General features: G+C 44.6%; 5 protein-coding genes and 1 pseudogene. 5 read left to right on the top strand and 1 reads right to left on the bottom strand.

What is annotated here, in order from left to right:
- On the bottom strand, positions 1–1,242 hold a 1,242-nt coding region (locus tag ACQY26_RS06410; protein ID WP_428048314.1), incomplete at its 3' end, for a hypothetical protein.
- Positions 1,243–1,524: 282 nt separating this feature from the next.
- Here ACQY26_RS06410 and ACQY26_RS06405 point away from each other — a divergent pair.
- The 5 genes and pseudogenes from ACQY26_RS06405 to ACQY26_RS06385 all read left to right on the top strand — a co-directional run.
- The gene (locus ACQY26_RS06405; protein WP_428048313.1) at positions 1,525–2,148 is read left to right on the top strand and encodes a DUF47 domain-containing protein; all 624 of its coding nucleotides are present in this window, start codon (positions 1,525–1,527) and stop codon (positions 2,146–2,148) included.
- A 9-nt stretch (positions 2,149–2,157) separates the two neighbouring features.
- Entirely contained in the window at positions 2,158–3,213 is a 1,056-nt protein-coding gene (locus ACQY26_RS06400) for an anion permease (protein ID WP_428048312.1), read from the top strand.
- Between the two features lie 107 nt (positions 3,214–3,320).
- Positions 3,321–4,517, top strand: coding sequence for a RecB family exonuclease (locus tag ACQY26_RS06395; protein WP_428048311.1), 1,197 nt, complete (start codon positions 3,321–3,323; stop codon positions 4,515–4,517).
- A gap of 2 nt (positions 4,518–4,519) precedes the next feature.
- Complete coding sequence (locus tag ACQY26_RS06390) at positions 4,520–6,475, top strand: LTA synthase family protein (protein WP_428048310.1); 1,956 nt, start codon at positions 4,520–4,522, stop codon at positions 6,473–6,475.
- Positions 6,453–6,837 (top strand): annotated as a pseudogene (locus ACQY26_RS06385) (hypothetical protein); the annotation flags it as partial. The gene ACQY26_RS06390 and the pseudogene ACQY26_RS06385, both read left to right, overlap by 23 nt.

Here is a 6,837-nt window from a genome sequence, read left to right as displayed (position 1 = left end):
CATGGCCACAAGTTCGCCCAAATCTTCAAGGATATTGCCGTAAGGCATATTATAGCCGCTTACGCCGTCTTTCGCCAAAGACACGCTGAAAGAAGAAAACCCGAATGAGCGGGCGGCGTCTTCGTCTATATACTGAAAGCGCAGGCCGACTTCGTTTAAATATCTGCCGCCGCGGCCTCTTAATTTGTTGTTTGCGTCTGTAAATTTATCCACCCACGCCTTTATTGAAATAATGTCAAAAGCTCTGCCCAAAATCTGCCAAACGCCGCCTACCCTCAGGCCGTCGGCAAGACTGTCTTTAAGTAAAAACTTTTCCAAGAGGGAAAAGGACGTATTTGTGCCCGTCATCAATAAAGCCGTTACATAATTACCCAAAACCATTGCGCCGTAATCTTCACGGTAATTGTCTTTTAATTGCTTGTAAAGCAGGCGGGCGTTAAAATCAGAGTCCTGCGCGGATAAATTTTCCAGCAAGGCCAAAGACAGCGCGGCGTAGCCCATTTTCTCGCAATAATTTTTGCGGCGTTCTTTGCCGATTCTGGCGTCGGCTCGGCCGCTTCCTCCCGCCAGGCCGGGCATGATATCGGCCATATAAACGTCATTGTCGCACCAGTCGCCTGTCTTTTCTATTAAATAGCGAAGGTATTTTTGTGCAAAAGCGGTGTCGTTCGCGCTTGCGCCGTAGTCGTTGAGGAGAAAATAAATATTCTTGGCGTATTCAAGCATTATTTCGCGGTTCCAACGCCATTTTTTATTGCTTTCGCCAAGGCCCGCGCCGTACCTTAAAAAAGCCCTTAAAAGCGCACGGTTGTAAATGGTTTCGTCAAAGCATTTGCCGGAGTCGCAAATTTCGCCTTTTTGGTTTTTCCCTTTTTTTAAGACGTTTAACGCGCTTTTGGGGCCGTATTTGTGCGCTTTGTTTATATGGGCGTAAGCCGCGCTTACGGCTTCTTCTTCCGCAACGACGGATTTTTTGTAGTCAAAATATAAGGCTTTCATCGCGGCGTCGTCGGTCTTGGCGAAGATATTTCCGCCGCTCATCGTGTATTTAAAAGCCGCAAAAGAAAGAGTATTGCCCAAAGCGGCGAATTTTGTGTTTATAAGCAGTTTGTCGGAGTCTTGGGAGGAACTTTCAAAATCCGGAGCGAAAGAGTTCGGCTCGGCGCGGAGCGGAAGCCCGCCCTGAATCAACATAGACAGAGCCAAAAGCGCGGCGGTAAACTTCTTTAAATATGCTCCCATATTTTTATATTAATTAATATGGCGCGCCGCCACAAGTGAAAAAGGCCCTAAATCCCCGTGGGCCCAAAGACCTATTAACTTGTAAAAAAACTATGTTATAATTTTGGTAGATATCTTAAATTTATGAAATATCATAAGCGAAGTTCAAAAATAACAAAACCAAGTAATTCAATCCCGCTTAACGGGGTATCAAATTTGTTGCGTATATAGAGCAGACTTTTGCGTCTGCTCTTTTTTTATAACGGATTTCAAATAAGGATAAAAAATAAAGGAGAAACACATATGTTATTCATGCCTAAAGAAGTAAAATTCTTCGACTTGTTCGATAAACAGGCCGAAAATCTGCTGGAGGGCGCCCAGCTTTTTAACAAAATAATCAATACGCCCGATATCAGCCGCGACAATGTGGATAAAATGCACGCCATAGAACACCGCGGCGACGAAATCAACCATAATATCTTAAATATGCTAAACGAGAGTTTTATTACCCCGTTTGACAGGGAAGACATCTTTTCCCTGGCGCAGAATATGGATAATATCATAGACGGAATCTATATGATAACCAACCGCTTTTATCTTTACAAAATATTCACCCCGGCCGAAGAAAGCAAAAAATTGGCTTCAATAATTGAAAATTCCGCCAAAGCGGTATGCAAAGTGGTAAACTTTTTAAGAAGCAACAAAAATATGAAAGACACGCTTAAACAGTGCGTGGAAATCAACCGTTTGGAAAATATGGCCGACGAAATCCGCGACGAAGCCATATCCCGCATACTTAACGACGAGAACGCAAACCCGATACTCGTAATCAAACAAAAGGAACTTTTTGAAGAAGCCGAAAACGTCACCGATATGTGCGAACACGTGGCAAACGTAGTGGAATCTATAATAGTTAAGAACAATTAAGAGGCGATTATGGCGATTTGGATACTCTTCCTTATAGCTTTGGCTTTGTTTTTTGATTATTTAAACGGCTTTCACGATGCCGCAAATTCCGTTTCCACAGTAGTGGCCACAAGGGTGCTATCCCCGCGCTTGGCCGTATGGTGGGCCGCATTTTTTAACTTTGCGGCTTTGTTCGTCTTCCATACGGGCGTTGCCAAAACCATAGGCAGCGGCATAGTCGATATTTCCATAGTGGACGCAAATTTGGTCTTCGGCGCGCTTATGGGCGCGTGTATATGGAATTTGCTTACTTGGTGGTGGGGGCTGCCTTCAAGCTCCTCGCACGCTTTGATAGGCGGGCTTATAGGCGCGGCTTTGGTTAAAGCCGGCCCGGCCAGTTTGGTAACTTCCGGCATACTTAAAACCGTGGTTTTTATCGTTATAGCCCCGGTAATGGGCTTTGTAATGGGCATAGTTATAGCAAGTATAGTCTTTAGGATTTTCGCCCATTCCAATCCTTTTAAAGTGGACGGGATATTCCGCAAAGGACAGCTTTTTTCCGCCGCGGCTTACAGCTTGGGGCACGGCGGCAACGACGCTCAGAAAACCATGGGTATGATATCCATGATTTTATTTGGAGGGATAGCCTCCGGCTCGGGCGATATCAGCATGGTGAGGGACTTCTTTATGACTTCTTCCGAAGCCGCCCGCTACGCCGCAGGGGAAGATTTCTTTATCCCCATATCTGTGGCAGTGCTCTGCCAGCTGGCCATAGCCTTAGGCACTTTAAGCGGAGGCTGGCGCATAGTAAAAACCATGGGCCAAAAAGTAACCCGCTTGAAACCGATAGACGGCTTCTGCGCAGAATCGGGCGCGGCCATATCTTTGTTTGTATCTTCCTGGCTGGGCATACCCGTAAGCACTACGCACACCATAACCGGCGGCATAGTCGGGATAGGTTCTTTCAAAAGATTTTCGGCGGTGCGCTGGGGCGTAGCCAGGAAAATCGTCTGGGCGTGGGTGGTAACGATACCGGCCTCCGCTTTGATAGCGGCTGCGGCTTATTGGGCTTCAACGCTGTTTTAAACTGAAGCAAACCGTAAATTTTAAAGCCGCCGTAAGATACGGCGGCTTAATTGTTTTTATTTAAATATAAAATGTTAAAATGTATTTAGATATATTTAGGAGATTTTATGGCCGGCAAATTAAGCTTTTCTTATTCAAAAATGGGCATGTATAAAGAATGTCCGCAAAAATACAAATTCCGTTATGTTCTGAAACTGCCGGAAAAACCTAAATATTATTTCGCTTTCGGGGCGGCTTTGCATAAAGCCATGGAATATCTTTATTCCTCTTTAAAGCCGCCTTTCCCCCCTTTGGAAAACGTTTTGGCTTTTTTTAAAAACGACTGGGAGTCCACTTCCTATTCCGATAAAGGATACGCTTCCAAATTAAAAGAGAGCGAAGGATACCTTGAAGGCGTAAGAATAATAAAAGCTTATTACGCCAAGCATGTTGCGGATACGCTTTCCCCCATTGCGACTGAATTTAGAACCACCGTTGATATAGACGGGCTTTCCGTAATCGGCATAGTGGACCGCATTGACTATTTGGGCGATGGAAAAGTTTCAATACTGGATTATAAAACCGGCAAAAAGATATCGCGCGAGCCGGACCAGCTTATGATGTACCAAAAACTTATGACCGGCAACAAAGAGCTGGAAGATATCGTAAAAGCACGCCACCCCGAAGCGGAAAAAATAGAATTCGGCAATATGGCTTTTTACCATTTGCCCAGTTTGGATTCCCAGGTTTTCGAGCCGGCTTCCAAGGAAGAAATGGAGGAGTTTTGGGCCCGCGTTTTGGGCGTGGCGGCCGATATAAAGGCCGGCAAATTTGTACCCGATCCGGGCGAAACGAAATGCCGCTTCTGCGATTATAAAGATATGTGCCCGGTTTGGCGTTTAAGCCCGGCGGACGAACAAGGGTTCTCCGCGGAAGATTACGGGCAAGAGCCTTTGCCCCCGCAGGACCCGCTTGAGGCGCTTTCATCAAAGATAGACGCTTACGGCAAAGCTTTGGCCGAAGCTAAAAAACTGGAAAAGGAAATAACTTCCGCCATGAAAGACAACGGGCTTAACAGGCATTTCGGCAAGGAGTTTGAAGTTTCCCTTCAAAAAACTCGCAATATTGATTTTAAAGATAAAGAAAAGACCGTCCACACCTTAAAAAGTTTAAATTTGCTCGGCAAAACTTTGGTGCCCACTTTGGGCAGTATTAAAGCTTTGCTTGAGAGCGGTTCGCTTACGCCCGAGCAGCATAAAATACTTTCGGACTTGGCTGAATTTACCGAAGAATACAAAATAATTTGTTCAAAAACGGAAGATTAAAAATGAGATACCGACACATAAAACTGGCCAGACGCGGCGCTGCGCTTCAGCTTAGGTTTAAAGCCGCGCTGTTTTTTGTCTTTGCTTTCTTTGCGCTGTTCAGCTTTGAAAGATTTTTGCTTTTTTGTTTTAATTATTCTTTTTTCGAAAAGCTCTCTTTTTGGCAGACTTTTACGGCTTTTTTAAGCGGGCTCAGGTTTGATTTTTCCGCCATAGCTTTATTCGTCTTTCCTTTGATTTTTATGATGATTTTGCCAGTAAAATCGAGGAAATGGCTTAAGATGTGGACTTTCGCCCTCTGCGCGGAATTTGTTTTATCGGGCGCGCTTCTTACCGCGGATTTGATATACTTCGGTTATGTAAAACGCCACATGGGCGAAGAGCTTTTAAGTTTGGGCAATGACTTTTCTTTTATAGTCGGCTACGCTTTCGGCCCCGGTTTATGGATTTTGCTGTTGTTGATTTTCGCTTTCGCGTTCTTTATTTGGCTGGTCAATACGATAATAAACATTTATTACGACAAGCCGGAATTTATGGGCCGGAAGGAAATTATGTTTTATTTTATCTTCATACTTTTGGCGGCTTTCGGCATATACGGCAAAGCCGGCAAAACGCCTTTAAATATCCCCGACGCTTATAAAAACGCCGATACCAGCATGGCGGCCGATTTGGCTTTAAACGGCATTTTTACTTCTTACAGCGTTATCAGCCAGGGCAACTATATGGCCGAAAATGAGCGCGATATAAACCTGGCTACCGAAGAAACCGTAAAAATGCTTTCTTCCGAAAGGGAAGAATCCCCCATGCCTTATCAGTACCCGCTGATGCGTAAATTTAAAAACGCGAAGCCCTATAAAAAACCGCTTAACGTGGTGATAGTCGCGCTGGAATCATGGGTGCCCAATTACATAGATTCCGTCAACGGTACGGCTTACGGCGTTACGCCGAACTTCGACAAACTGGTAAAGTACGGCAGCTACTTTAATAATTTTTACGCTTTCGAATTAAGAAGCCTGCAGGGCATAACGGCTGTTTTAACCGGGATACCGGCTCTGCCGAAAATGCAAAAGCTCGGCTACGGCCTTCAAAACACTTCCATGACGAAACTTCCTCAAATCTTGAAAAACAAGGGATACAGGACTATATTCGCGCAGACTTCCCAGCGTTCTTCCTTTAATTTGGATAAATCCGCCGAGCTGCTGGGCTTTGAAGAAATTTACGGCATGGAAGATATGCCAAAGCAATTTAATTACGCCAAAGCGGAGGGATACGGATATGATTATGATATGTATCACCTCTTGGCGGAAAAACTGCGCGGACGGGATGAGCCCTTCTTTATTTTCGCTTTCACGGGTATTACGCATACGCCCTATTTGGGCTATTTGGAAGGTTTTGACAAATATCCTAATACCACCGAGGAAAACAAATACTTAAATTCCCTCTTGTTTGCGGATTATTCAATAGGTTATTTTATTGAAGAGGCCCGCAAAGAACCTTGGTTCTACGATACCGTATTTATTTTTGTGGCGGATCACACTTTCAACCGAAACGGCAATATTAAGGAAAAATATCATATACCTTTCCTTATATATGCGCCGAAATACGTTAAAGCGCAAAAAAACGATACGCTGGGCTCCCAGCTGGATATTCTGCCTACGCTTTTTGACCTCCTCCGCCTGCAGGAGCCTTATTCCGCGGCCGGCAAAACGCTGTTTGCGGAAGACGGAGAAAGACGCGCTCTCTTTGCCGACGGCTATACGATAGGGCTTATCAAAAATGACGGCGCGATAAGGCACACCAGGGAAAAGACCTTGGAAGAAGAAAAATACGAAGGAACTTTTGACACAACAAAAGCGGAAGAAGAATTACTTTCTTTGGATAAAACCGTATTTACTTTGATAAAGGAAGACCGCTGGTACCCTTCGGAGGAAGAAAATGCCGCCAAAAACAGCGACTAAAATTAAAAACTTTTTTCAGCCTGATTATAAATTACGGCTGACTTTGGCCGTAATAGGCTTGTTTATCCTGCTTTTTGCGGTGGCCCGCTTGGCTTTGCTGTTATGTTACCCCTCCCGTTTTGAGGATATAGATTTATGGGTAAAAATATCTTCTTTCTTTTCCGGCCTGCGTTTTGATTTATCAATTACCGCCGTATTTTTAGCCGCGCCTTTGTTCTTCTTCAATATCCCGGTGAAGAACAAATATTATAACGCTTTTTGGCTGGCTTTGACTGGCTTTCTGTTTTTTGCTTTTGCCGTTTACTCTTACGCGGATTTGCTCTACTTCCCGGAGGTCAACCGCCATATTTCGGACGAACTCC

Source organism: Candidatus Proelusimicrobium excrementi (genome assembly GCF_937881865.1).
GTDB lineage: Bacteria > Elusimicrobiota > Elusimicrobia > Elusimicrobiales > Elusimicrobiaceae > Proelusimicrobium > Proelusimicrobium excrementi.
Note: the sequence above shows the minus strand (reverse complement) of the source record. Positions and strands in the feature narration are given on the sequence as shown.